A 21599-nucleotide genomic window follows, 5' to 3' on the forward strand; every position below is an offset into this window, starting at 1 on the left:
CCGCTTATGGCTGGTTATTCGTCAGTGAAGCATGGGGAACTTTATCTATATTGCAGGGCAATCATCATCTAATGCACGATTGATGAAGAACGTCACTCTGCCCAACACTTCCACCTCTTCCAGAGCGGCTCCTTCTATTGCCTCGCCATCATCCGTGATCAATGACTTACCCATCAGTTTTGCAAACTGCGTGTGGCCGTCGCACAAAATTAACAATACATCTCCTGGCCTTTTTTTCGTGGCTGGCTCAATGACTGCAAACCCAACATCTGTTTCAAGCACCCTGCTTTCGGCCCCTATGTTGCACAGAACGGATGGAGAAAGTTGGCGTTCGACGTAATCGGTAGCAGGTGATGCAAATCCCATCAGAGGACCCTCCCCATGTTACGCAGGATCCAGTACCGGTTATCACTACCGTCTGTCGTCTTGTCAGCGAAGCCTGGCTGATTGCGCTCTATCCATGCATTGGCGTCGGCTCGGGTGAAGTGCCAGTTAAAACCACGCAACTTTTCTATAAAGCTGTCTGTTCTCAGGTAGCGGTAGCCCTTTGGGTTAAGCTCTATGGCCGCAATAAAGGCGGCCTGAATATCTGAAATTCGGGGCATAATCTGCACTCCCTTTATTACTGTGTTTATATACAGTAGTTTCAAATGGAATGCAGATCAATTTGGGTTCGCCTATTAATTTTTAAGGCTGAATGTCCCCAGGCTGCTCTGTCAGTTCAAGAGAAGCTTCGGAAGCTCTTGTTTTCCAGATGCTATCCTCTGGCATATCGAGGCGAACGTCGATCCAGCTGTTGGCCGGAACATCCATAGGAGCCCCTTTTGTTTTGACGATCTCCCCTTCATCGCTCAGCATGTATTTCCGCTTAAAAAGCCGAATCGTCAGCCCACCGCTTTCTGTCTGCTCTGCTTCAACAACACCCAGCTCTCCCATTCCACCCGGGTCCATTGGCGGGAGCAATTGCCAACCTTCTGATGCCAGGCCTGCCGAGCCGATAAGAACATAAACCCCAACATCCAGCCGCGAGATTTTGATCCCTTCAGCCTCGGCGTTCGCCGTACCGCAGCCGCACCAGGTGAAGCCTACTTCGTCAACATCGGTACGCTGGTTCTCTTCCTGAGATTTTACGATTCTGGCGATCGGAGATGCAGCCTTGAGCGTTCCGTCACTGGCTTTCGTGGTGTTCTGCGTCGAATAAATGGTGTGCGTCGTGGAGAACCCTACGTTAGCATTGCCCTGAATTGTACCGTTGCCCTGACGGTACTTCAGTCCCTGAGAGGTTGAGGCAAGCTGCCACGACACATAGCCACCAGCAGAAAAATCATGCCACCCACGTAGCGTCAACATACCCGTGTAGGTGTCTGCCCCGCTACCGCCACCCCAGCCACTTCCTCCAAGCTGTATGCCAAAAGACATACCGAGCGGGTACTGGGATATAGCGTCGTAAGGGCCGATATTGCGATAATCGCGATGGCATTGCGCCATGACAGCAGCTCCGTTTAGATACGCGGAACCTGGGGAAAACTGGCTATCAACGTCTCGTGTAGCGCTGTTTCCTAAACCGAGTTTTGTGCGAGCGTCAGCGGCATTCTTTGCCCCGGTCCCTCCCTGCTCAATGCTGAGAGCTGTTTTCAGCCCAGAAAGGCTGGTAATGTCGCTGTTATCCCCTTTCTTCGCCAGAGATTTTTGACCCGGCACGGTAACGACAGTGCCGTTGATAGTGATGGTGACATCAGATGTCCCGTTCATTACATCAGCGAACCCGCTCATGTAGCGCTGGTACATCGTGAAGGTTTCAGCGATATCCTGCGCCAGACCATCCACGCTCAGACTGTCACTCAGAAGAATGGCAAATCGGGTTCCGGCGGGAACAGTTGGGTTAGCTGCTGGCGTTACGGTGAGACTTGTTGCGCTGCCGATGGTGGTAATCTGAAATACCTGCACAGGGCTGGTCATTGCAATAACGGTACATCCGTTACGAATAAGAGATCCAGCAGCAGTGAAGTTTGTGCCGGTACCTGTAAGGGTATTTCCGCTGATGGCGATAGTGCCAGTAGTATAAATCATGTTTTCTCCAGGCAATAAAAAACCCCGCCGGAGCGGGGTTTGTTCAAAACTGAATGGGTTAGTGGCAGGTGGTGCTGGTGAACGTGTTGGCGCTCACCCATGACCAGTTAAAGGGATAACCGGCGCGGTACTGCGTCTGATTGTTTTGTTTACGGACTCCGTAGATCTGGACGCTGCTTTCCTGTCCGCCGATCAGGGCTGTTCCGGTGCATACGGGTTGCTGCTTCTCAATAACGCCAGCGCAACCGGAGAGCAATACCGCTACCGCCAGGCAAAGAATCATATTTTTCATAGTGGTTATATCCCAGGGCATTCATGAAGCTACACAATAACAATATGAATCAACGGGATATAATTGATTTGATAGATCAATTATTCAAAATTGATCGCTAAAAACGATCAATCATAATTGGCGCAGTTAATGGCCATAATCACGTTCCTCAGATTCGAATACGTAACGTTCTGAAGGTTGCCACCGGGGGTTGTCTGCGGCCTGGCGAATATCCGCGTATTGCTTCCCTCAAGTTTTGCCAAGCTCTTGTATATAGCCGAGTATGGCTGCGGTTGACCGCCAGCCGATACAACCCCGGTAATTAGCCCCAGCATGGCAGGCATGCAGGCCCACTTCCCCGCCAGAGTTGTATTGATGTTGTATCCTGAGCTGGCATCCACCCCGGCGGTACCGAGGGTGACAACATCACTCAGCGTGCGCGTTTCGTTTGTTAAAATCAGCGTCCCTGATGCATCCCACACAGCCAGCCCGTAGTCTGGCTTTGTCTGCGGGAAAATAGAGAAAAAATAAACGTACGCTGTGCCGGTTGCATTCGGTCTGAGAAAATCAATCGTGATGGTGTTCCCGCTTATCGTCTGAGTGATTTCGACCTCTACCGTGCAATGAACGAAGGCGACAACAGGCTGACCTGCGGGGAATGTGTGCGTCACTCTGGTATTAAACCCCGATGTTCCCTGAAGTGCCGCTGTCTTTCGTTCCTGTAGAGCGATTGGCGAGCTGTTCGCGGTCACCCATACTTCCCCGCTGGTCGTCGTCAGTAAAACGCCATACTCCGCCATTTATGCCCTCTCGATCTGGAAAATGAGATAAGCCGCTGCCGCAGGCTCAGTCCCTGCTGAGTAGTCGGTATCGCCTGCTGCTGACACTGTTGCGGTTCCCCCTGAAATGGTGATCTTCCTCCGACTCGTACCAAACTGATCGCCGTTCATGCTCTGAAAATAGGTCAGCCTGCAACCCGGTGGAAGCGCTACGGTGTAAGAGCCTGTTTTCTGGTTCTGGGCCAGCTGGAGATAGCCACAAACGCTGACAGGCTTAACGCCATAGTTATTTACATTGCCTGAGGCGTCCCATGTCTGAACCCCATATTCCGCCATCCAGTCCTCCTGAAAAAAAAAGAGGCCCCGTAAGAGGCCTCCCGTTACCATGTTCCCGTGATTCTCCCGATCTGCACCCTCAACACATTGTTGGCATCCTTGACACTGATCGTTTGATTAGTCTGCTTCATGGCTCCCTCACCAGCTGTCGAACCGTAGTTCTCAAACGTACCTCCCTTATCCAGCCTCCATCCGACTGAGCCAGCGACATAGTTATTGGACTGGATGTAGTTGCCGATCTTGGCGTTGCTGATGGTGCCCTCACCTATCAGCGCGTCTCTGATGAACACCTGCCCGTTCTGAATAACGAACGGAAGCGTAACGGTCGCTCCGGCCTGGTGAGTAACGGCGAAGCGGTCAGCCAGGAAGATAACCTGCGACTGCATGCCGGACGGCGTATTCTCCACGCCGATCCCCATCCCTGCCGCGTAAAGCTGACCATTGCTGGATAACCCGACCTTGATGCTGTACATCGCCTTCAGGTCGCCGTTGACGTTCGCAATGGCCTGCGCGTTGGTGGTGATCGCTGAAGTGTGCCCGTTGATGGTCGCCGTGATGCCGTTTATCTGCGTCGCGGTGGCCTGCTGGTAATCGGAGAACGTCTGATTCAGGCTGTTGATGGATGCCTTGTTGCCGTTCACGTCAGTCTGCAAACTTAGCAGCGAACGTGCTGTTGCCTCCCTGTCGCTTGCCATGACGTTATCAATACGATCGATGCCGGCCTTGCTGTCACCGTACTGCGCACTGAGTCTCACCCGCTGATCAACCTGCGCCAGCGTACTCGTTATTAGCGCGATAGCGTTATTCTGGATGCCGCCGCTGGCAGTATCGGTTCTTGCTCCCAGCTCCTCCAGGCGGGATGCCATTGATGAAGTCGTGTCTGTGACAACCTGTCGCAACGTGGTGATATCAGCAGTGTTTTGTGAGCTGGCTTGTTCAGCCGCATCTGCCTTACCTGATGCAGCATCAGCTTTACTCGAAGCCGAATCAGCTTTATCAGAAATGACCTGAGTGCTCGCAGTGAGCTGATCAACAGCAGTAGCCCTTGCCTGAGCTTCATCTGACAGAGCCTGCCTTACCTCGGTAACTCCCGCCTCGTTCTGCGCAGTTTTTGCCTCAAGACGGGTAACATCCGTTACGCGCGCCTCCGTTTCAGTAGCGATCACCTCCCGGAGCTGTTCGAATGTCGCAGAGTTAGCGCCCTGTTGGGCTGTCTGGCGCACGACAACATCGGCAATAGCCAGCGCGTTTCCGATGATTGCTTCAGCGGTCTGCTTGTTCGAGCCAACCGCAGCAGCAAGGCCGTCTGCGTTCTCTTTGATTGCATCAGCCAGTTCTGCCAGTTTTCCGCTGCTGTCCACCGCGTTCTCGATCAAGTCTTTGAACGTATCGGAGCCTTTCATGTCCTCCAGGATTGCATCGGTGATATCGGATACATCAATGCTGGCCTGCCCGCGCACCCATTCTGTGTAACCTGATTCGTTGCCGCTGCGGTCCACCAGCTGCGCGCGATACCAGAAAATCTGCCCCGCTTTAAGGCCCATCTGCTGATACTTGCGCTGCGGATAGGGTACGTCTGCCAGCAGCATCGCATCGTCTTCCGTCCCGGTCAGACTGTACTGAATTTCCGTCTTCAGCGTGTCGTCGGTGTTCGCCGGGAATCCCCAGCTCAGCTCGATACCGAATACCACATTATCGGAAGCGATGAAGCCGACCGGTTTCGGCGGATTGCCCACTTTACCCGTAAGATTCGCTTCTGATGATGTCGCCCAGACTGATGAAACGTCGCTGGCGTTCACCGCCCTGACGCGGACCAGATAGCGACCCGAGTAGATACCCTGTACTTCAAAGCCGAGAGAAGACGTTCGGGGAACGCTTACCCAGTTGCCGCTGTCACGCCGCCATTCCGCCTCGTACGCAACTGCACCCTGAACAGAATCCCAGGCAACGCGCATGGTGGTAATCGCAATGTTCTGGTTAACCGTAGAGTAACTGTCTACGACAATATTTCCTGGGGGAGCCTGAACCCCCGGTGGAATGACACTGACTGGCCGCTCGTCCAGTCTTGCGCCGGTATCAACAGCGGAATAGATATCAGGGTTGTAAGTCGTCCCGGTGACCTCGAAAGTTCCGTCGTTGTTGTCCCGCGTTCCCGTAACACGGAAAAGCGCTATAAACAGATCGTCAGAGTCCACGCCCCAGTTACATTCAGCCTCCGGCGTTTCGCTGTAGGGTGTGGTGACAGTGACTGTGTTTCCGTTAACGGCCTGGACGGTTCTGGCCTGAGCCGTGCCTGATGGAAGATTCAAAAACAGCCTGTTACCGGCTTTCACATCAGCAGCGCGATCGAGGGTTATGTTGCGGCCGTTAACCGCGCTCACCCTGCCGCCGATAGTTCTTCCGGCCAGCTCGTTAGCAGCCACACCGATCACCTCCCCGACAGGGGGAACGTCCATGCCCGTGCTGAAGGTCACCACCTCGCCGATACCGTTAGTAAGCAGCGCCCAGCGCCCCCGACGGTTTGCCTCTGACTGCCTGGTGCAGCCGATCGCAGTCATTTCGAGCTGACGATAATCGAAGCGCATGGCCAGATCGTTATCGTAAACAGGCTCAGGCGTGTCTTTGTAGTGGTTAGCTGGGTCAGACCAGTTCACCAGCGCGGCAGTGTTTCGGGTGGTTTCACTCGGGTCCGAAAAGGTAAATTTACCCTCAACTACGCTGGCGTGGTTATAGATATGCCACACATCGCGGGGCATATCAGCCAGGACATACATCTTATTGTCACCCCAGTACGTCATGCCGCGAAATATACCCGCCAGATCACGAAGTACAGTCCAGGCGTCATTACGGTCCTGGATATAAACGTTGCAACGAAAACGAGGCTCCGTCCCACTTCCGCCCTTGCCATCTGGTACCAGTTGATCGCAATACTGGGCGATGCGATAAAGCTCCCATTTGTCTATCTGAGTCGCATCAATTCTTTGACCCAGCCCGAAGCGCTCGTTCAGAATGATGTCGTAATAAATCCAGGCAGGATTATCCGTCCATGCCCATTTAAATACGCCCTCCCATGTACCAGAATAAGTGCGGGTTTCGGGATCATAAGTATCAGGTACACGGATGATTCGCCCTTTCGGATTACACACAACCTGAGGAATGCCATTAGGGAACTGCTTTGCGTCAAACTCTACATACAGCAGCGCTGTGTTAACGTAGCGAAGTTTGGCGTCAATAATTTCAGTAACGGCCACAACGCGCATGGTGTCGACGATATTCACGCTCGTGGAATCCGGCGTGATTCTGCGAACCCGCAACTGCCATCCAGTCGAGGCTTTCGGAAGATTGACGCGGTGACTGCGCTCATAAAGCGACGTGGTTTTGTCATCAACAGCACCGTTAACCACCGTTTCATACGGCCCGCCATCGACCGACAGATCGATAGCATACTCTACGCGGGTGCCGACTTTATCGCCGTTGTTTTTCTGGAGTAAAAGAGTTGGCCATCCCAGGCGAATTCGCAGCGCAGAGAGCTGCGTGTTGGATACCGCGCGCACGTACGGCACAGCCTGTTTCAGCTCGTATGAAACCTGAAGTTCGTTTTCAATGCCGGGGAAGCCCTGAATGTAGTCCTGGTCCTGAGTACCGGAACGGAACTCATATTTCACATTATTGAAGTTATAACTTCCGTCGGCGTTCTGAAGAGGCGTGTAGGAAGATGAGTCACCAAGAAAAATGTTTTTACCATCAAGCCCGCCAGCGAACTCACCCTCTCCAAGCGCAATCAGCACCTTTGCCCTTGCAATGGACTGAATGCTGTCCGGTGCTTCAACGGGTGTTCGGGTCTGATTGCTGCCACCTTTACCGCGGCCTTTGATGATTGTCGTCGTCATATCGCGTCCATAAAAAAGCCACCGTCAGGTGGCTTGCAGTACGTGGTTTGGTTTATTGCTGATCTTCTGCATAAACCCCGGCGGATATAATGGCGCCGCCAATTTCCCGTTGCCCATAAAGCAGGGGGACGGGATTGCCAGATGCCGTCGTGTTAACGGGACCACCAAACGCATAGGAGGGTTTGTTATCAGGTTCCTGACGCATTCGCAGACCTGAAACCTGAGGAGAGAGCATTTGCACTACACCGCCAACGGCCATTGCGGCACCAACGGAAAACATGAGGTTACTTGCTGCGATACTAACTCCAGGCATCCATATGGCAGCAGCGACCAGAGCCGTTCCGAGCAACGCCTGGAATACTCCAGCTCTTTTACTACCCCTTATCACAGGGATTATTCTTAACTCATCACCCGGCCCCAGGAGTTCAAACTCTTCGTGCCCGATATTGCGACGATCCCGGAAAATAACAAAATCCAGTCCCTTTGCCCGAGCTTCACGCAGATAAGCATCAAAGCCGGCAATGGTGTTAGAAAGCGCCCTGAAAACTTCGCTGGCGGACGTTAGTGCACGGCGATGTGTCCTGCCAAATCGCTGAGCCATTGAGCCGCTGAGTTTGATAACGGTTTTTCTTTCCATTACATCAAATCCTTATAACGCAGAATTTTGATGGTACGGTCACGGTAATAGCCACCGTAGGGAATACGCTGGCTTAGCTGGCCATACATGTGATGCAGTAGCATGTTGCCATCAAGCAAAATCCCGGCATGGTTCGGGACGGTGGACTGAACCTGCATGATAACCATGTCACCTGGCTGAGCGGGACCGTCGTACTCACGGAAACCGCATTCCTGCCAGTTATCCATATAGAGGTTTTCACCCTGCTCCCACCAGTGGCGATCTACGCTGTAGTTGGGCAGTTCAATGCCGTGCTCGATGCGGAAATAGTCCATGATGAGAGACCAGCAGTCTGCATACCCGAGTACAAACTGGCGCCCTGTGAGGGGACGGTCTCCGCGAGGCATGACGGTGCGAATGTCGCCCTCCGGCCACGATGCAATAATCCAGGGCAGTTCCGTGGCATCACACATCAGCATGTCGAGCTCGCTCGGCTGAGTTGTTGCCCCGTCGCCGGGATGGCTGTGGACGATCGCCACCACAGTGCCCTGCTCTTCGGCGGCCGCATAATCCTCAGGATTAAGTTCAAATTGCTCAGTCGGCGACTCAGCATTATTTTTGCAGGGGATGTATTTCTCCACCCGCCCCTTCTGAATAACCACGCCACAGCACTCTTCGGGGAAGGATGCGGCGGCATGCGCCAGAATGGCGCTAACTGTTTTGTCGCGCATGATTATCCTCTCAGAAGTGAAGCGCCGGGGAACCCGCCATAATCCAGCTGTTCATTCTCTCCGAAGCGAGGTTTACAGCCCGTTGACAGCAATCCGGAGCAAACATCCTGTGAAGGATCGTCTACCCGATTGCCGTCTTTATCGAACCAGCCGTTTTGCCCGGCGTAGGTGCAGCCGTTCCCGGTTTTGTACCAGCCCCGCATGCACCACGTGCACATTGGCTGAATTTGCCGGGTCGGAATGAGTTGCCCTCGCAAATCGGCTGGACTTGAAAGCTCAAACTCTACGGTTTCATCGTCTGACCCTGATTTACGGTCGATGTAATAAACCTGTTTGCGCTCCTCGTTGGGATTCGCAGTCGGGTTCCCGCCAGGAAAATTTCTTGCGTCCAGGTAGTGAGCGAAGGTGTCATGGATGATCACCTTTGCTTTAGCCATCCCCTGAAACCTTCGGCACAGCGCGCCAATCGTACCGCTGATGTTTGCAACAGTGAGTGACGGCCGTGAACTCTGGCCGTCACTGCTTACAGATATGCCGGTCAGTTCATACGGCCACGCGCCATACTCCTGCCCCTGCCACCACACCGACTTCGGCTCAAGTTTTGACTCGTCGCCGCCTGCGGCGATGATTTCCGCCTCGGTATGCGGGATTGTCTCGTTGTGAAAGCGAAGAATACCCGCACCGAACGCTGAGCCGTCCACCTCGATCAGGCGGACGCGCTTACCCGGTTCCAGTTTCTGGACATCAGATGAAATACTCATGGATGGTATGCCTGTATGAATGTGCTGCTGAGGGTGTATTTTTTGTTGCCGTGGGTAGATATCTGGAAGGATTCCGCGCGCCATAAACCTGAAGGCTCAAGCGGTGGCTTCCAGATAAATGACTTCCACCCTGCATGTCTGTTCAGAAAGTTTTTAATGGCCTGAATGTAAGCCTCGTCGCCGGTAAAGCTCACGCTCCACTGAGGTGTTGCCGGGTTGATGCCGTCCCCGGCCACCTGTGTATAGCCATCGCCAAACTGCGCCTTTCGGGTACGAAAATTTGTATCAACCTGAGAGGCAACCTTTGGGCACCAGCTGAAGGTTTCGACTGCCATGGTTAAACTCCCTTGATTAATCGCCACAGAGGCGAGCCCGGCATGCTGGCCTGTTCGTTAATGACGCCAGTGATGGCATCTTTCAGTTGTCTGCCAGCGGCGCCGGCGGTTCCCTGACTGGCTGCCTGTGGTGATCCACCCTGAATATTGATATCGCCGAAGTTAACTGAAGGCACACCGCCGGAGACCTGCGGAGTACCAACTGCCCGAACGCCCAGCGAACCATCAGCGGCGCGCGTAAGCGGCATAATGGCTTCCGGACCAGCCTCGGCAAAAACCCCTGCGCCTTTGGCAAAAGCAAACAGCTGAGGCGTCTGAAAAACGCCATTGCTGTAAGCGCTCAGGGACGGAGAGTCGTAAACATTACCCTTCGCATTAAAGGTAAAGTTCGCGCCGGCATTCTGAATAGCGGTACCGCTGCTGGCGGTTGCGGCTGACGAGGCGCCAAAACTGAACAGTGATCCAATTGAGCTGACGCCATTAGCAACAGCCATGTTCACCAGAACGTTCTGGATGATCTTCAGTACGCTCACGCCCCAGTCCTTCCAGCTGTCAACGTTGCCATTGAGCATGTCGGTGATCGTGGTGACCGCGCCACCCATGGCCTGCTTCATGCCGTCAGCGGCCATGGAAGAATAATCAGTGGCTTCGTCCACCCAGTTCGCATAACCCTCAGACAGTCCCGTCATCCAGTCGTCACGCTGCGCATCAGAAGCTGCGTAATATCCCTCCTGGTCGCGCAGGCGCTCTTCGAGGTAGCGCTTATTAAGTGCCAGCCCCTGCTGATAGAACGTCTCGTCGATTTCACCAGCCTGACGCTGGCGGAGAAGATCGGTATTCTTCTGCTCAAACTCCTTACGCAGATTGAACTGCTCCTGAAGTCTTTCACGGAACCTGGTTCCCTGCCCGTATCCCAGCAGTTGCGCTTCATTGGCTGCTCGGGCGCTGGCGTTACTGTCGGCAAGGTTGGCTTCGTAATTTCGCAGTTGCTCACGCAATTTAACCTGGTCAATCAGTGCAGCATTCTGCAATACCGTCTTTTTCTGGGCTTCCGTCAGAGAAGCAAGTTCCCCCTGGCTGACCTGGTATTTAACCTTCGCCAGCTCAGTATTCTGACCTTGCAGGGCAATCTGCTCTTTTTGCTGCTTGATAAGGCGCTTATACACATCCTCGGTTTTCTCGCCTTCGGTTTTACCGCCCTTCGCCTTAGGTTTGTTGGCCTCATTATTCCGCCATTCAGCAAGGCCGTTATTAATCAACTCCTGACGGCCTGTCTGGAATTGCGGATCACTGGTTAACCCCAGGTCATCGGCTGCATAACTCAGACGCAGGCGCTCTTTTGCTTCACCCTTCAGGCGTGACAACTCCAGATCCCGGCGGCTCTTTTCGAGGGCATCGGTTTGCTTTTTGTCGAGATCGGCCTGCGGAAGTCTGAGCGGGACGTTAGCCAGCCCTTGCCGAGCCATTAATAGCTGATTTCCCAGCCCCAGCAGACGGTTAAATTCAGTATGCTGACCATTCATCATGATCATCGACTGATATACCGCATTCTGTCGCCAGGCTTGTTCGCGTATTAAATCATTGCGACGTCGCTCAATTTCTTCGAGAGCCTGCTGTATGCCGCGAGATTTATCTCGCATGTCATTTAATTTTCCCTCTTCAACAGCAAGTTGATCCGTAACGATAGCTATCGCTCTCAGTATATTTGCATCGTTCTCGCTGGTAATGCCCGGTTTTCCACGCGATGCATTCAAATCGTCGATCTGGTTCTTCAGCTCACCAACCTTTTTGGCTTGCTCATCAACCAAACGATTTTGCTCTACCAGAGCACCAACAGTTCTCCCCCTATTGTCGTCTGTTTCAGACAAAGACATGCGGGAAGTTTTTTCTCGTATTTCGTCGATTTGACTGGCGTATTCCTGGGCAGAGCGACGTGCCTGCTCCTGGTTTTGATACATCGCATACCAGGCTCCAGCACCCAACATAACTAAACCAGGAACTCCACCGATGAGACCAAGTGCACCACTCATGAGCCGAGTGCCGACGGATGTCACGCTATTGAGATTGCTTTGAGCCGAAACACGGTTTGCAAGGTTCCGGTTTAAGGAAGCCTGGGTCGCGGACAGACGCCTTTCTGCAGCAGCTTGAGCGTCAGAATTTTTTGCAGCCACCAGCCCTGCCTGTGCACGCTCAAGTGCAGTTCTGGCCCTGACTTTTTCCGTAGCAGTGCCACTTGCAAGAGCGGTAGTCAGTCTGGCTTGAGCTGCTGTAACTTTTGCCTCTGCTGCCGCAATTTTCTCTTGCTGGGCGGCCTGAACATCTGCGCTTCGTGATCGCTGAACAGCTTGCTGAGCTCGATAAACTTCAGCCCTTGAAGCTGCAACAGCAGACTGAGCCGCTTTGTCCTGTGCGACAGCAAGAGCAACCTCTGATTTCGCGGCTGAAATTAGCGCACCTGTTGCACTGGTGGCGCTGGTTACAACTCCGCTTAGGTAGCGTGCCAGCCCCACGCCAACAAGCGCCCCTGCCACAGTTGTTATTGTGGACATATTGTCAGCAACGTCATTCAAGGCACCGCTAACAGCTGAAGAAGTGAACGCATCCAGAGTTTGGGCTAAACTATCCAACCCGCCAGACAAACCTGCCGTTGCGCCGGTAGCCTGATCAATACCGCCAACCCATTGCATGAATGAGTTAGTAACCTTCTGCAAGGAACCAGAAACCGTTTGTGGTAAGCTTTTGAACTCATCTTGCAAATTATCTAACTGGCCTACCAGTGCTGGAACAACCTTATCAATCGTAAGTTGCCCCTGATCGGCCATGCTCTTGAGGTCTTTGCGGGCCACGCCCATTCCTGCGGCAAGTGCGCGGATAACGCGATCACCAGATTCGTTAACAGCGTTAAACTCCTCGCCACGAAGAACGCCCTGTGCCAGCGCCTGGCTGAATTGAGTGATAACAGAACTCGCTTCCTGGGTGTTAGCCCCAGAAAGTTTGAGGCCGGTAGAGACAGCTTCTGTAATTTTCAGAACTTCGTCAGAGCTATAACCGTACTCGCGCATTGAGGCTGCTGCGCGGGAAAAAAGGTTTGCGTTATCTGAAAATGCCGTGCCGGTTCTTTGGCTGATTTCCATTAACTGACGCTGTGAAGCGGCAAAATCATCAGCAGAAGATGATGCCTGTTTAAGGCGAGCGTTTACGGAGTTCCACTCATCAGCAATCTGCACAATTTTACCCGTTGCAAAAGCTGCCGTAGCTGCGGCGGCAGCCCTTCCAGCAGATGCAAATCCGGCAGTCAAATCAGAGAGCGCCCTTTCGCTCTCTCTGGCAGCAGCAGCGGCCTGCCGACCACCATTCTGCATAGTGCGGTAATAATCCTGCCCCATTCGTGAGGCGCGGGAAATTTCCGTCTGGAATGATTGCGAGTTAGCGGAAATTTTAATAATCAATTCACGTAATGTTGCCATCACATTTCTCCAGGCGAAAAAAAAACCCGCCGAGGCGGGTTATCATAATGGGATAATTAATTTCATTTGCATTCTTTGATTATTTCCAAAACTTCCTTTTCAGAAATTGGTACGAAGTCAGTTTCAGAACGTTGATAAGAGATTAAAGATTGACTATTGTTTTTTTTAATCTCTACCCTATGAAAATACTTCATGCGGGAGAACTGAATCGCACCAATATAAATCTCCAAACCTTCCCCATCAACTAAGTTATTGGTAACAAGTTTTTCTGGTATTAAAAAATCTAGTTTATCTAGTATACAACCACTTACGTCATCTGCACTTCTGCTTGATGAGAAAGAAAGTTTTTTATTATTCTTTATATCGTTCCTTGTATCACCAGTACAACCCGCAATCAGAAATATTATGAGTATTAAAATTTTCACCATAATCCCTCCAGTTAAAGAGGGATAATATTATGTATGTAGCAAAATGTCACTGAGTTGCAGCAGTTAGCGCCGCCTCAAGCCCTGCAAACGGGTCCTTCGGTTCTGATTGCTCATCGCCACCCCATCGCAGGATCGCATCGTCCAGCGGTACTTTTGCCCCCTGAGAGCCGTAGATGGCAGAGACGAGCTGAGCTGCCTGAATGTCACCACGGATATCGCCAACCGGACTTTGCCTGTCGTACTCAATCCACATCAGAAGCTCGCTTGCCGTCATATTATGCCGAAGCTCTGAGAGCGTGCGCCCCATCCGGAGCGCAAGCGACATCAGAAACTTTACGCCGGGGGTTGAGACTTTTCCCGCGCTTCGTCCGCGTTGTTGATCAGGTCAAGCGCCTGTTTGAGCAGGCGTGAATGGACGGGGCCGTAGATTTCACGTACCTGCTCTTCTTCGTCTACGCTGAATACCGGTTGCTTATCGGTGTCACACAGAACGTCAATGAAGAGCACCACGTCAGCGCAAAGATTACGGTGTGCTTTTTCCGATACCGACACATTTTCATCATCAGCACCCGTTTTCACCACTTCCTGCCAACGCAGCCAGGCTTCACCTGACGGCTCACGAAGAACCACTTTGACGCCTTCCCACTCAGGAACGGCGACCGTCTTATGACGAAATCCCGACATCTTAGCCAGGGCGAGATTTTTAATATTCTTCATGAGACCTCTCAGGAGCCAGACTCAATGTTTTCAGGCTTACCTTTCAGGCGCAGGGAGAACGTTGCCGCCACTACGCCGTTGGTACCTGAAGACCAGGTGTGCTGGCGAATTTCAGCCAGGAACTTAAAGCCCTTGCCGGAAGGGAAGATCACCTGGAAAGCGTAGGTCGTATCGTTGCCATACGCTTCACGCAAGGCGTCCTGCGCCGGATTCTTGTAGAAGTTTCCGGACAGGGAGATTTCTGACGGAGAAGGCAGGCCGTTAATGTTCTCCTGCTCTTCTGAGCAAAGCGTTGTTACGTCGATATCCTGCTTCTGGCCACCGGTGAACTGAATTTCTTTGATGGTGCAACTCAGATCGAGGAAGGTTGCGGAATCCATCGTTTCTTTGGTGGCTGGCAGGGAGGAAATAAGGATCTTCGTCAGCTGCGATTTTTCATAAAGTGCAGACATAGCTGTCTCCTGGAAAAAGAAAACCCGCCATCAGGCGGGTTCGTTGGGTGAATTAATTGTCAGGGGGTAACTTTAAAATCCAGGGTGGCACGGTAGAGCCGATAATCCGGCTCGTACCCGGGGATTTTTACCACCTCTGTAGGGTTTAACGGCTCAAGCGAAGCGAGCGCCAAATCTCTCAGGGATCGTGATTCAGCGATCGAAGTGGAATACACATCGACCTGAACGGAAACCCTGCTCTCTGCCTGGCCACACAGCACGTCAGCGGAAACATCATCGACGATGGAAAAGATAACCCAGGGTGGAGAGACAGACGGTTTCCCGTCACTACCTAATGGCGCAACATAGGGATATACCCGTCCTTCTGCCAGGGGAGAAAGCAAGGCGTAGATATTATCTTCATTCACTTGCTCAATACCTCATCAATAGCCTCATTCATCCTGGCAATGGCGACGCTGGCGGCCTCTTCCTCGCGCGTATCGTAAGCGGGTCGTACAAACGGATGCGCAGGCATGTTGGCAGTTCCCATTTCAACGAATCGCCAGTAAAAGGCGTTTCTCGGGTTATTCGCCTTCATCGTGTTATCGCTGTTGCCGGTGCGCGGGTTAACGCCACGAATATGGACGCCGGAAGAAATTTCCCCGCGGCGGCGGCTTTTTTGGGTCACCACCACCACGTTTTTTTTCAGTTTCCCGGTACGCACTGGTGCGCGTACGATTACTTCTTCCTTAAGCACTTCGGCACCGGCGCGCGTAGCATCACGCAGGACCTTGTTGTTTTCAGCGCGGCTAAGCGCCTCCAGGTCCTTTGCGATATCATTTAACCCAGAAAAATCGAGGCTCGTCTCAATCATTTTTCAGCTCCCGTTTTGCAAAGAATTTCCAGGCGAGTGCCGGTCGCATTTGCTACAGGAGGACCGATGATATTTAGCACCTGACCTTTATACGGGCCGCTAAGCACTTCCAGACGAGAAGAGGCGTTCAGCTCTGACCTGAAGCGCATCCAGACGCGAATGGTTGCCTGCGCCGTTTCCGCGCCGCCTGAAAGCTGCTCTCTGCCGCTGATCCCCTTTACCTCAGCCGGGACCGGGTTGCCACCAGTCCACGATTCAACCGGCTGACCAGATGGATCGCGCGAAGTCGTGAAGGTGAGAATTTTTACCCGGTGCCTGAATCGTCCAGGTTCCATCAGGAGCCCTCCTCAGGTTCAGATTTACCGCGCCAGTTGCGATGGATGAACATCATGCGTTCTGCTGCAGCGTTCTCATATAGCTGTACTTCGCTTTGCGCGGTGCGGTGTTCAAACATGTCAGCAAAGACAAGGAGAACGGCGCCCTTAACGGCTGCAGGAATATCAGATGCAACCTTCCATGCTGGTTCATCGCACCAGCGTATGCAGTAATCAAAAGCAGCCTGGGCGTACAGCGTGATCAGCTCGTCCCTGTCGTCTTCCTCAAACTCAATCTGCTGCTTAAACAGACTGAGATTTATTACATCGAGAACATCTATCGCCATACGTTAAAGGGCGGGTTTCCCCGCCCCCTCCATCATGAGCCAGAAGAGAAGGTGCCCTTGATGATTGCCGTCGGGCGATAGTGCGCCAGCGCCAGGCGCTCTTCGCACAGGATGGTCAGCATGTTTTTCACGAAGTTATCGCGGTCTTCACGGCTGACTTCCACGGTGGCATCCATGCGATCCCAAACCTGAGAGGCCATATCGAAACCGCCCACCGTAAAGGTACCGGCGGCCTGTGCCTTAGTCGGAACTACTGGCAGACCCCACATGATGTTGCTGGTAAACGCCTGAGGACCGCCGAAGATATAGCGGCCTTCATTGTCTTTCAGCAGCGCAATGTTGTGCCAGTCGCGCGGGTTCAGGACGATACCGGAAGCGCTAAACTCAGACTCGGTCACCTGATAAATAGCGTGAGCGATAATGTCAGCACGGGTGTCGCCGGTGGCATTCAGCGAGGTGTCGTAGGCGGTTGCCACTTTGTTCAGACCTTCCAGGTTATCCCCGGTGCCGTCGCCGTTCAGCAGCTGGCCTTCTTCTTTCAGCGCCAGACCATACATCAGGCGATCGTTGACATAGGACTGCAGCATTGGCGCATCGTCCATCACCTGACGCGATGCCTGCACCCAGTGGGCGATGGTCTTCACGTTCGCGGTCTGCTTGCTGAAAGTGATATCAGATTCAGGTTTAAGTGCCTTCTCTGCCACCACGTCGGCGTTATTGGTAAACACTTCTTCACGCACGTATTCCAGAGCATTACTGGTCATACGGCCCTGAGCCAGAAGATCACGAATGGTCAGACGGCGCAGGCCCGGCATGATAATGCCTGGGATCTGCATCGGCTGAATCAGCGAGCCAGCAGAACCTGCGTCGCTGCCAAGCGACTTGTTAAACGTTTTGGCGTCGAAAGAGCCCTGTTTGCCGTCCCATGTCTTAATAAGCTCTTCGGCCGCTCGTTCGGAGAAGGATTTCTTCTCACCAGGATTTTCAGCACCGGAAGCCAGTTTCTGTTCCAGATCGAAGAGGCGCGTACCGGATTTGGACAGTTCTTCCTGTACTTTTGCCAGGTCGGACTGCAGCTGTTTGGAAACCTGGCCCGTGCTTTCGATTTCAGCTTTCTGCGCATCGAACAGCTGGGTCATTTTCTGCTGGGATTCTTCGATTGCTTTTTGAATGAGAGCGAGTTCAGACATAATTAATTACCTAAATTGGAAGGGAAAGATTTAATGCTCTGAAGCAGAGCGTTGATTTGTGCTTCGTTTCCGTCGCCCTCGGACTCGCTCCGAATCGCTGACTTAAACCGGGCTATTAACCCAACTGCCTGTGATTTGGTGAGCCCGACTGAATCCCTCAGCCAGTTCTCCACATCACGAATCGTTTCAATGCCATCGACACTTTTCATGGCTGCGATGCCAGCCTGTTCGTTGGCGGGGAAAGTGCAGACGCTGATTTCGCGCAGAGCCTGGATATTCTTAAAGATGCGGCCTGTTGGAATGATGGTGTAATCGTCTTTCGCAACGGAAAAGCCAACCGACATACCCTCAACCGTACCGTGCTGCATTGCCGCTTTCAGGTCGGAGGCGCCGCTGTGCCCTGGGGTAAGTTGACCGCGCACATACAGGCCTTTTTCGTCTTCGGCCAGGCTGTCCCATTTACCAACCGGCAGCTCCCACGTCTTGTGGTTGAAAAACATCGCCACTTTGCGGGTCTGGTTAGCCAGTGCGTTTTTAAACGCCCCGGGCAGAATGATGTCGCCATCGGAATCGGTGTTATTAAAAACAGAGGCATAGCCTTCAAAAATCCCCTGTTTACCGTCACCGGTGAATTTGATTTCTGTCTCGTCGAAGGACAGCGTTTTTACGATCTCAGGCATTACGGCCCCCATAAAAATTAAGCCCCGTTATTACGGGGCTCTTTGTTGGTTCCTAAATCGGTGATCGGCACGTATTGCGACTGGCGCATTGCCACATCGCCACCCGGCAATGGCGGGAGGTTGTCCGTTCGTCGCATCTCGTTGATGGTGCGTAGCCCTGCCTCTCCCATTGCCTTCATAAAGGCAGCGCGGGATGCCGAATCGCCCCTCAGCAGGCCGTCGAGATTGTGCTCAGCATGAATGCGGCCAACATCCTTAGCAGGAATAAGCCACCGCTGAATGCTGTTTTCCCACCGGGAGATATAGGGCTGCAGGGTGTACTGCAGGAAGCCTAGATTCTGCTGCTCGATGCCCGATCCCCAGCTCGTTGATTTCTCGACGTCGCCGACAAGGTGAGGCGGTACGCCAAAGAACCGCGCCAGTTCACTTACCTGAAATTTTCTAGACGCCATCATTTCGGCATCCTGCGGCGTTACGCCAATTGCTGATGTGGAAAAGCCCGCTTCCAGAATCCAGAGGCGTTTTTTAACCGGACCGCCGGCGATCTCTTTGAAGTTCTCTTCGACCTGCGAGCGCTGCTGTTCAGTCAGCACTTTTTCGCCGGTTGAGAGGATTTGCGGAGACTTGGCGCCGTTGGCAAAGAAATCTCGCTGCTGGTCCTCCATCGCAACTGCCACACCTGCCGATTTACAGGCAAAAGCAATGGGTGACAGGCCGACCAGCCCGGTGAATCCGAAGCCTTTAAGGTGAAAAATCTCTCTCTGCGAAAAGTCGGCGTATTCGCTGTCGCGTTGATAGCGATAAACCACTTTTTTCCCGACGAGTTTCACATCCATATTGGCAGACTGAAGCGGGAGAAGGCTGATCACGTCACCCGCGCTGTTGCGGTCCACCAGTGCATACGCGTTACCGTAGAAACAGAGCTGCATCGTCATGGCCTCCCTGAATTCCTGGGCGGTCATGTACTGATTCGGTGAGTAGCGCAGCAGTCGCGCCAGCGGATTGCTCAAACCCACTTTTTTGCGGTTGTCATTCTGGTCAGTTTCGAAGACATCAAGCGGTAAGCATGCCGTGAGCGTTGAAATCAGGCTCACGCAGCGCCAAACCGTCGAAATTTGCAGTATCCGTTCATCGTTAATGGATGAATCGCCCAGGTGTCCGTGGGCCGAAACAGGCCCCGTCTGTGAGCCCTGATTTGGGGTGACTAAACGCCCGCCGACAAACCAGGACTGTAGCCTTGCCCACCAGCCGTTATTGGTTCGCAGGTCAATCGTGTATTTAGGTTCTTCCATCACATGCTCAGCGGTCGGAAAATGAAGTCGTCGAAGTCACCACCCGGTTCGGTAACTTCCCCATTAGCAGCACCAACGGACATTGTCATTGCGACCATGCCATCAATACGGCCCGTTGCTTTGGATTTATCGAGCTTGCGGTTGCCAGCAGCATCTTTCACCACCACCGCATTCACAGCACACATCGTTAATACGGGGTGCATGCCATGCCTCACACGCCCGTTAAGCATCAGAGACTCCAGCGTGTCTACAGCTGGCCCCATATCCTTAAATCCCTGGCCGAACTCGACCAGCGGGAGGCTCAGCCCAATGGCATCGGCATCCTTCCTGAACTGGTCAATGCGCCAGCGGTCAAAAGCCATCGACGTAAGGTCGAAATCACCGATAATTTCAGCGATATCCGCAACGACGAATGAGTAATCCACCGAAGCGCCTGGCGTGGTGCGCAGCAGCCCCTCTCTCACCCAAACGTCATAGGGTGCGCGGTCCGTTTTGGTTCGCTCTTCAAGAGTTTTTTTCGGTGTCCAGAAGAAGGGGAAAACATCCCAGACACCATCATCTGCTTCACCAGCGATAACCAGCGCCGTTAAGTCGTTCCTGGCTGACAGATCCAGCCCCGCGTACCACTTCCTCGGCGTGTTAATCGGCATCTCTCCGCAAAGCTCCCACACGCTGCGGGAGATAAACGGCGATACGGTAGATACGCGCTGATTGAGGTTGAGGTTTCGGAAGGTGTTTTCGAAGCTTGGCATTCGGCCAGCTTTCTCAGCCTGGCGCGCCATATCTTTTTCTGACCTGAATGTTCCCAGTGCCGGGTTCGCAGCCAGCCAGGACTCGCGTTTACTGATATCAGCGTCTTTTGGCGCTTCATAAACGTGGCACACGATGTGCGGATCTTTCGATTTGACCGCATCATCAATCCAGATGCTCAGCAGGTCAGCATCGTTTGCTGCCTGCGTACTGATAACAATCAGCAGCGGGTTTTCATGGGCCCCCTGCGCCGTAGTTATTGCATCGATAAAATCATCCTGCGGCCCCCTGACCTGCCCGGTTTCATCGAGAATGGCCAGTATGGGGGAAAGGCCGTGCGTCGTCTTACCTTCTGCGGATAAAGCCTTGTATTCGACGTTACACGGCAGGCCGATCAGCTTTTTGCCACTGGGCGTAATGTGCACAATCTCCTGTAGCTTGGGGTTCAGGTTAACCATCTTCACCGCGAGGTTAAAAACAATGGCCGCCTGTTCCCGGCTGAGTGCACCGCTGACAATCTGAGTGTTCTGCACCGCTTCAGGCCCCACCAGGTGAGCCAGCAGAATTCCGGCAATTAGGCCAGTCTTACCATTTTTTCGGGCGATGCTGAGGATCGCCATATCCGTTCCGGCTGGATTGTCGTAAACCGCCAGGATGAATTCTTTCTGAAAGGTGTCCAGCCTCATTGGCTGGCCGATAAGCTTGCCTTCCGGCACGATGCAAAAGCGCTCAATGAACGCTATTACACGCTCACCTCGCGTCATAGTCTTTTATCCGTGCTTGGGAAAGGCGATCAGGTTGTCGTCCTGGTCCTGATGCTCGTTTTTGGTATTTCGTGCATCACGATCATTCTGATTGCGTTTCTTCTGGTCGCGGCTTTCGCCGTTGGTTGCGTGGGAATGGATCTGGAGGTCACGGCGCTGAGCCAGGATAGTTCGTTGTAGCTCAACAATTTGCTTGCGGAGGTCTTTGATAAGGCCTTCGTCTCGCTCCTCCCCGCGTATACGCTCTTCTTTACGTAAATCTTTGCGTAAAACGGTGATATAGAGCTGATTATTAGCCAGTTCTACGGCGGCCAGCAGGTCGGCAGGCGTCCAGCTGTCCAGAGCTTTCGATCTGATATTGTCATGCCAGAATGGTTCGGCTTTTTTCTCCAAACCTGCATGGGACGGCGGATCGATGGTGTCCACAGCTGCATTTTTCATGGCCTGAACCGCTGCCGCCGAACTGTCGGAACGGGTTCGTTTATCTGCCATATGTCAACACCTTAAAACTAAAAAAATCGGGTTAGCGTTAAATTCAAACTTTGGCGGCGGTCAT

24 protein-coding genes and 1 pseudogene are annotated in these 21599 nt (G+C 53.0%); all 25 read right to left on the reverse strand.

The features are described 5' to 3' along the window. Window positions 1–45 precede the first annotated feature (45 nt). Window positions 46–366, reverse strand: coding sequence for a hypothetical protein (locus tag CU081_RS18745; RefSeq protein ID WP_058647314.1), 321 nt, complete (start codon window positions 364–366; stop codon window positions 46–48). Further along, window positions 366–605 (reverse strand): hypothetical protein, encoded by a 240-nt coding sequence (locus tag CU081_RS26625; RefSeq protein ID WP_022650864.1) that lies wholly within the window; start codon window positions 603–605, stop codon window positions 366–368. The genes CU081_RS18745 and CU081_RS26625 overlap by 1 nt, the downstream gene beginning before the upstream one ends. Before the next feature lie 82 nt (window positions 606–687). After that, window positions 688–2070: a phage tail fiber protein gene (locus tag CU081_RS18755; RefSeq protein WP_059468795.1), complete on the reverse strand. Its 1383-nt coding sequence runs from the start codon at window positions 2068–2070 to the stop codon at window positions 688–690. Window positions 2071–2128: 58 nt separating this feature from the next. Continuing rightward, window positions 2129–2362 carry a phage exclusion lipoprotein Cor gene (gene cor / locus CU081_RS18760; RefSeq protein ID WP_032665940.1) on the reverse strand — a complete coding sequence of 78 codons (234 nt, stop codon included), beginning with the start codon at window positions 2360–2362 and terminating at the stop codon, window positions 2129–2131. Between the two features lie 107 nt (window positions 2363–2469). Further along, entirely contained in the window at window positions 2470–3141 is a 672-nt protein-coding gene (locus CU081_RS18765) for a hypothetical protein (protein WP_100185511.1), read from the reverse strand. After that, window positions 3142–3456, reverse strand: a complete 315-nt coding sequence (locus tag CU081_RS18770) for a hypothetical protein (RefSeq protein WP_006809146.1) — start codon at window positions 3454–3456, stop codon at window positions 3142–3144. Between the two features lie 44 nt (window positions 3457–3500). Beyond that, window positions 3501–7346, reverse strand: coding sequence for a phage tail protein (locus CU081_RS18775; protein WP_100185512.1), 3846 nt, complete (start codon window positions 7344–7346; stop codon window positions 3501–3503). A gap of 52 nt (window positions 7347–7398) precedes the next feature. Beyond that, window positions 7399–7983: a tail assembly protein gene (locus CU081_RS18780; protein WP_022650859.1), complete on the reverse strand. Its 585-nt coding sequence runs from the start codon at window positions 7981–7983 to the stop codon at window positions 7399–7401. Next, complete coding sequence (locus CU081_RS18785) at window positions 7983–8693, reverse strand: C40 family peptidase (protein ID WP_023296258.1); 711 nt, start codon at window positions 8691–8693, stop codon at window positions 7983–7985. Before CU081_RS18785 ends, CU081_RS18780 begins: the two co-directional genes overlap by 1 nt. Window positions 8694–8695: 2 nt before the next feature. Beyond that, window positions 8696–9454, reverse strand: a complete 759-nt coding sequence (locus CU081_RS18790; protein ID WP_016240208.1) for a phage minor tail protein L — start codon at window positions 9452–9454, stop codon at window positions 8696–8698. Beyond that, window positions 9451–9789, reverse strand: a complete 339-nt coding sequence (locus CU081_RS18795) for a phage tail protein (RefSeq protein WP_058647356.1) — start codon at window positions 9787–9789, stop codon at window positions 9451–9453. The genes CU081_RS18790 and CU081_RS18795 overlap by 4 nt, the downstream gene beginning before the upstream one ends. A 2-nt stretch (window positions 9790–9791) precedes the next feature. Next, window positions 9792–13256: a phage tail tape measure protein gene (locus CU081_RS18800; protein WP_058663677.1), complete on the reverse strand. Its 3465-nt coding sequence runs from the start codon at window positions 13254–13256 to the stop codon at window positions 9792–9794. A 62-nt stretch (window positions 13257–13318) separates the two neighbouring features. Further along, window positions 13319–13684, reverse strand: a complete 366-nt coding sequence (locus tag CU081_RS18805; protein WP_058647333.1) for a hypothetical protein — start codon at window positions 13682–13684, stop codon at window positions 13319–13321. 46 nt (window positions 13685–13730) lie between these two features. Then, complete coding sequence (locus CU081_RS18810; RefSeq protein WP_058647334.1) at window positions 13731–14009, reverse strand: phage tail assembly protein T; 279 nt, start codon at window positions 14007–14009, stop codon at window positions 13731–13733. Between the two features lie 8 nt (window positions 14010–14017). Next, the gene (locus CU081_RS18815) at window positions 14018–14401 is read right to left on the reverse strand and encodes a phage tail assembly chaperone (protein WP_040117541.1); all 384 of its coding nucleotides are present in this window, start codon (window positions 14399–14401) and stop codon (window positions 14018–14020) included. 32 nt (window positions 14402–14433) lie between these two features. Continuing rightward, a pseudogene (locus tag CU081_RS18820) lies at window positions 14434–14853 on the reverse strand (phage tail tube protein); the annotation flags it as partial. Between the two features lie 59 nt (window positions 14854–14912). Continuing rightward, window positions 14913–15260 (reverse strand): tail completion protein gp17, encoded by a 348-nt coding sequence (gene gp17, locus CU081_RS18825; protein ID WP_058663681.1) that lies wholly within the window; start codon window positions 15258–15260, stop codon window positions 14913–14915. Then, on the reverse strand, window positions 15257–15706 hold the full coding sequence (locus CU081_RS18830; protein ID WP_058663680.1) for an HK97-gp10 family putative phage morphogenesis protein: 450 nt from the start codon (window positions 15704–15706) through the stop codon (window positions 15257–15259). The genes gp17 and CU081_RS18830 overlap by 4 nt, the downstream gene beginning before the upstream one ends. Beyond that, on the reverse strand, window positions 15703–16041 hold the full coding sequence (locus tag CU081_RS18835) for a phage head closure protein (protein ID WP_016042205.1): 339 nt from the start codon (window positions 16039–16041) through the stop codon (window positions 15703–15705). The genes CU081_RS18830 and CU081_RS18835 overlap by 4 nt, the downstream gene beginning before the upstream one ends. Next, on the reverse strand, window positions 16041–16367 hold the full coding sequence (locus CU081_RS18840; RefSeq protein ID WP_080396119.1) for a head-tail connector protein: 327 nt from the start codon (window positions 16365–16367) through the stop codon (window positions 16041–16043). The genes CU081_RS18835 and CU081_RS18840 overlap by 1 nt, the downstream gene beginning before the upstream one ends. Window positions 16368–16399: 32 nt before the next feature. After that, entirely contained in the window at window positions 16400–17557 is a 1158-nt protein-coding gene (locus CU081_RS18845) for a phage major capsid protein (protein ID WP_058647336.1), read from the reverse strand. A gap of 2 nt (window positions 17558–17559) precedes the next feature. Beyond that, window positions 17560–18237 carry an HK97 family phage prohead protease gene (locus tag CU081_RS18850; protein ID WP_057992068.1) on the reverse strand — a complete coding sequence of 226 codons (678 nt, stop codon included), beginning with the start codon at window positions 18235–18237 and terminating at the stop codon, window positions 17560–17562. Window positions 18238–18254: 17 nt separating this feature from the next. After that, entirely contained in the window at window positions 18255–19529 is a 1275-nt protein-coding gene (locus CU081_RS18855; protein WP_032624427.1) for a phage portal protein, read from the reverse strand. Beyond that, complete coding sequence (locus CU081_RS18860; RefSeq protein WP_058647353.1) at window positions 19529–21043, reverse strand: terminase large subunit; 1515 nt, start codon at window positions 21041–21043, stop codon at window positions 19529–19531. Before CU081_RS18860 ends, CU081_RS18855 begins: the two co-directional genes overlap by 1 nt. Window positions 21044–21049: 6 nt before the next feature. Beyond that, on the reverse strand, window positions 21050–21535 hold the full coding sequence (locus CU081_RS18865; protein ID WP_058663679.1) for a hypothetical protein: 486 nt from the start codon (window positions 21533–21535) through the stop codon (window positions 21050–21052). Between the last annotated feature and the right edge of the window lie 64 nt (window positions 21536–21599).

Source organism: Enterobacter sp. CRENT-193 (assembly GCF_002787395.1).
In the GTDB taxonomy this organism is placed as follows: domain Bacteria; phylum Pseudomonadota; class Gammaproteobacteria; order Enterobacterales; family Enterobacteriaceae; genus Enterobacter; species Enterobacter hormaechei_C.

Excerpts from the sequence above, each read along its gene's own strand:
- CU081_RS18775 (WP_100185512.1), bottom strand. The coding sequence starts at position 7,346 with ATGACGACGACAATCATCAAAGGCCGCGGTAAAGGTGGCAGCAATCAG.
- CU081_RS26625 (WP_022650864.1), bottom strand. The coding sequence starts at position 605 with ATGCCCCGAATTTCAGATATTCAGGCCGCCTTTATTGCGGCCATAGAG.
- CU081_RS18845 (WP_058647336.1), bottom strand. The coding sequence starts at position 17,557 with ATGTCTGAACTCGCTCTCATTCAAAAAGCAATCGAAGAATCCCAGCAG.
- CU081_RS18795 (WP_058647356.1), bottom strand. The coding sequence starts at position 9,789 with ATGGCAGTCGAAACCTTCAGCTGGTGCCCAAAGGTTGCCTCTCAGGTT.
- CU081_RS18815 (WP_040117541.1), bottom strand. The coding sequence starts at position 14,401 with ATGAAGAATATTAAAAATCTCGCCCTGGCTAAGATGTCGGGATTTCGT.
- CU081_RS18860 (WP_058647353.1), bottom strand. The coding sequence starts at position 21,043 with ATGACGCGAGGTGAGCGTGTAATAGCGTTCATTGAGCGCTTTTGCATC.
- CU081_RS18790 (WP_016240208.1), bottom strand. The coding sequence starts at position 9,454 with ATGAGTATTTCATCTGATGTCCAGAAACTGGAACCGGGTAAGCGCGTC.
- CU081_RS18785 (WP_023296258.1), bottom strand. The coding sequence starts at position 8,693 with ATGCGCGACAAAACAGTTAGCGCCATTCTGGCGCATGCCGCCGCATCC.
- CU081_RS18770 (WP_006809146.1), bottom strand. The coding sequence starts at position 3,456 with ATGGCGGAATATGGGGTTCAGACATGGGACGCCTCAGGCAATGTAAAT.
- CU081_RS18810 (WP_058647334.1), bottom strand. The coding sequence starts at position 14,009 with ATGTCGCTTGCGCTCCGGATGGGGCGCACGCTCTCAGAGCTTCGGCAT.
- CU081_RS18840 (WP_080396119.1), bottom strand. The coding sequence starts at position 16,367 with ATGGCGATAGATGTTCTCGATGTAATAAATCTCAGTCTGTTTAAGCAG.
- CU081_RS18765 (WP_100185511.1), bottom strand. The coding sequence starts at position 3,141 with ATGGCGGAGTATGGCGTTTTACTGACGACGACCAGCGGGGAAGTATGG.
- CU081_RS18855 (WP_032624427.1), bottom strand. The coding sequence starts at position 19,529 with ATGGAAGAACCTAAATACACGATTGACCTGCGAACCAATAACGGCTGG.
- CU081_RS18800 (WP_058663677.1), bottom strand. The coding sequence starts at position 13,256 with ATGGCAACATTACGTGAATTGATTATTAAAATTTCCGCTAACTCGCAA.
- CU081_RS18780 (WP_022650859.1), bottom strand. The coding sequence starts at position 7,983 with ATGGAAAGAAAAACCGTTATCAAACTCAGCGGCTCAATGGCTCAGCGA.
- cor (WP_032665940.1), bottom strand. The coding sequence starts at position 2,362 with ATGAAAAATATGATTCTTTGCCTGGCGGTAGCGGTATTGCTCTCCGGT.
- CU081_RS18835 (WP_016042205.1), bottom strand. The coding sequence starts at position 16,041 with ATGGAACCTGGACGATTCAGGCACCGGGTAAAAATTCTCACCTTCACG.
- CU081_RS18865 (WP_058663679.1), bottom strand. The coding sequence starts at position 21,535 with ATGGCAGATAAACGAACCCGTTCCGACAGTTCGGCGGCAGCGGTTCAG.
- CU081_RS18805 (WP_058647333.1), bottom strand. The coding sequence starts at position 13,684 with ATGGTGAAAATTTTAATACTCATAATATTTCTGATTGCGGGTTGTACT.
- CU081_RS18745 (WP_058647314.1), bottom strand. The coding sequence starts at position 366 with ATGGGATTTGCATCACCTGCTACCGATTACGTCGAACGCCAACTTTCT.
- CU081_RS18755 (WP_059468795.1), bottom strand. The coding sequence starts at position 2,070 with ATGATTTATACTACTGGCACTATCGCCATCAGCGGAAATACCCTTACA.
- CU081_RS18830 (WP_058663680.1), bottom strand. The coding sequence starts at position 15,706 with ATGATTGAGACGAGCCTCGATTTTTCTGGGTTAAATGATATCGCAAAG.
- CU081_RS18850 (WP_057992068.1), bottom strand. The coding sequence starts at position 18,237 with ATGCCTGAGATCGTAAAAACGCTGTCCTTCGACGAGACAGAAATCAAA.